This window comes from Acinetobacter sp. YH12094 (genome assembly GCF_013419295.1).
Classification (GTDB): domain Bacteria; phylum Pseudomonadota; class Gammaproteobacteria; order Pseudomonadales; family Moraxellaceae; genus Acinetobacter; species Acinetobacter amyesii.
Window position 1 is genome coordinate 1 of sequence record NZ_VPAK01000067.1, and the last position, 2,718, is coordinate 2,718.

Consider the following 2,718-nt stretch of genomic DNA (forward strand, 5'->3'; position numbering starts at 1 on the left):
TACCAGCGCACAGCCCAAAGAATGATTTCGCCCTGAAAATGCCGACCATGGAAAGGATTCATATGCTGCACCTTTAGCTAAAACAGTCTTCAGCTTACCATTCGTGGTTATTTGCAACAGTGCCCTTTTTAGGTGGTTCCGCTAGGGTATACTGAAAATAAACTTGTCCTGTACCTGATTCCAGTAAAACACTCTCCGAAAATATCGAGACGATTCACGGTTGGTTACAGATAGTTTGGGTGTTATTTTTATCTCTATGCTTGATAGGCTTTATGAGCTTACCACAAATAATTTTTCATTCGGTCAGTCCTCGCTTTCATCCGACCAATTTTGACTCAACTCACTCACCAAACGACTCTCATCGCATTTAAAATCAATATAGTGATAGGTATTGGCAGGCAATAGCCAATCCTGCCCTGTCAGTGGACATTTTTGTTCCATATCTTCTGCCTGTGTCCAATCACGGTAATTCATTAGAAAATAATAGGTGGGTACACCTGTGCTTTGTTCAATGATACGGCACAATTCTCGACCTATTTTGCTATGCTCAGAATTGGGATTTTGCATTTGCTCTAAGGCAAAGGCTTCACTTACTGGTTGAGAACCAAGCCACAAACGATATAACGCTTCAGCCTGACGATACCATGACCACACATTATCATAACAAGGGTGATCAGGTTGGGTATATGGGATTTTATATAGAGGAATGCCTTGTAAGGTTACTCCATCTAGTAAAGGCGAACTCCAGCCCCAACGCAACATGTAAAATTCAGATTGCGTTGGTACGGCATAACGGGGAAGAGGATAGTCATGGTCTTCTCCGATATACAAGGTTTGAATGGGTTTACCTGCTAACTGTTCGATTTTATTGTGCATTTCTTGGGCATAGCTGTTCATATTTTTACGGTCAAGGGCATCCATTTCAGGACACACCACAGTCACGCGAGTAATATCATTTTGGCTAACAGCTAAATGATGGTTACGGGGTAATATTTGTCCGTTGCCTTCTAAATTTCCTAAATAACAAAATACATCATGGTCGTGGCTATCATCATCTTCAGCGATACCTGTATATTGGGGTATGATAATATCAAAGGCGTGCATTTTTATATCTCATGCTTAATTTATATTAAATATATTTGGGGATGTTGCTGTTGAAATTGGTTAAAGTGCTGTCTTGTAGTGTCAATTTAACCTATACCGTCAATGCCGTACACTCTAAATATTAATAATACTTAAACTACTTGATATTATAACTATAATTTTTCTTATCATATTTACCGAAATAAGGAACAGCTACATCCTTATGCACTGTATTATTACTATCAGTATATGTAATTACTATAGAGTCTTCGGTGTCAGAATATTTTATAGGATACTTAAATGATTGATTAGGAGATAAATTACCTATATTTTCTGATTTATTAGTGGTTTTATAAGTTAAATTAACCTTAGTTATATCTTCGGAGGTTTTGTTATTTATAATTAGCATCCCTTCTGATTCACTTTGACTGGAACAAGCCACAGTAATTAATGCACTTAAGCTAATTACATACAGTTTTCTTATTGAGATCTTCACGAGCCAAACCTTTAGTTATTTTATTTAATACAAAATAATTCTATGCAAGAAATGCCACTCTCAACTTCTTAAGCCTATTGGAATGGCTGTATTACAAGAATTGTAAGTTTAATATTGAAAGTCTAACCTTCGTAAAATAAATGATTTAGCGAAAAAAAGTTGAGAGTTAAGCATAAAATGGAATCTTATTTTTCACCAAAGGAATTAGAAGATGTTAAAGAACCATTAGTTATAACTTTCATTTTGAGACTACCCTAAATTCTGTGTAACTATCTAGTTTTCTAAAATACTTCTTAAATTTTGTCAAAATGGCTTTATTAGCTCGAAAAACTAACTTTCTATACACCATGAAGTACACCGCGACTACCTAAATAACTCAATATACCAATATCATTAGCCTACAGCCTAAGGTTCTAGTCCTCACTAGGGTACCGAAGCAGTGAAATTGGTTTGCCATAGGCATACTAATCAGAGTATGAAAAAGAAACTCCTCTCTCTGCAAATTCTTGATTGAAAACACTAAGAACCTTCATACTAAAAGTATAATAAATAAGTACTAGCCTTTCTATTATGGTGATGTCGTTCATATTCCAAGATATTCTCCGATCATCTAATAACCCCTCCCAACTAGGATCGTTTATTTTAGGTATAGATTGACTGCCGTAAGAAGGTATTTGATCAACTAAATGACGCATATCATCGTAAGCGTCCGCTGAACCCCATGCCTATTTTTTAATTCGGTTCCGGTTTCCAGCGGTGTGGTAGCAATTCTTCAATCTGAGTCACTTTATGTGTCGGCAACCTTTTCAGCACATCACTTAAATAGGCATAGGGATCCAGCCCATTCAGCTTTGCTGACTGGATTAATGTCATAATATTGGCTGCTCGCTGACCGCTGCGCAGCGAACCTGCAAATAACCAGTTCTTACGTCCCAACGCCCAGGGGCGCATCTGGTTTTCCACCCAGTTATTGCAAATCGGTAGATTGCCATCATCCAGATAGCGGCTTAAGGCTGGCCAACGCTTCAGAGTGTAATTGATCGCCTTGGCGGTTGGAGAACTCGATGGCACAGTCAGTTGATGTTGGTTGAGCCATTCATACAGTTGTTGCATCACCGGTTGACTATGCTGTTGTCGGT

General features: G+C 37.9%; 3 protein-coding genes. All 3 read right to left on the reverse strand.

Features of this window, described 5'->3' with window-relative positions:
- Positions 1-303: 303 nt before the first annotated feature.
- Entirely contained in the window at positions 304-1,104 is an 801-nt protein-coding gene (locus FTU34_RS17525) for a DUF2310 family Zn-ribbon-containing protein (RefSeq protein ID WP_114237944.1), read from the reverse strand.
- Positions 1,105-1,240: 136 nt separating this feature from the next.
- Positions 1,241-1,579: a hypothetical protein gene (locus tag FTU34_RS17530; RefSeq protein ID WP_114237945.1), complete on the reverse strand. Its 339-nt coding sequence runs from the start codon at positions 1,577-1,579 to the stop codon at positions 1,241-1,243.
- 732 nt (positions 1,580-2,311) lie between these two features.
- A partial coding sequence (locus FTU34_RS17535) for a transposase (protein ID WP_180036293.1) occupies positions 2,312-2,718 on the reverse strand: 407 nt, incomplete at its 5' end.

What these genes read in the sequence shown, in the direction of transcription:
- FTU34_RS17525 (WP_114237944.1), bottom strand. Translation starts at nt 1,104, where the DNA reads ATGCACGCCTTTGATATTATCATACCCCAATATACAGGTATCGCTGAA.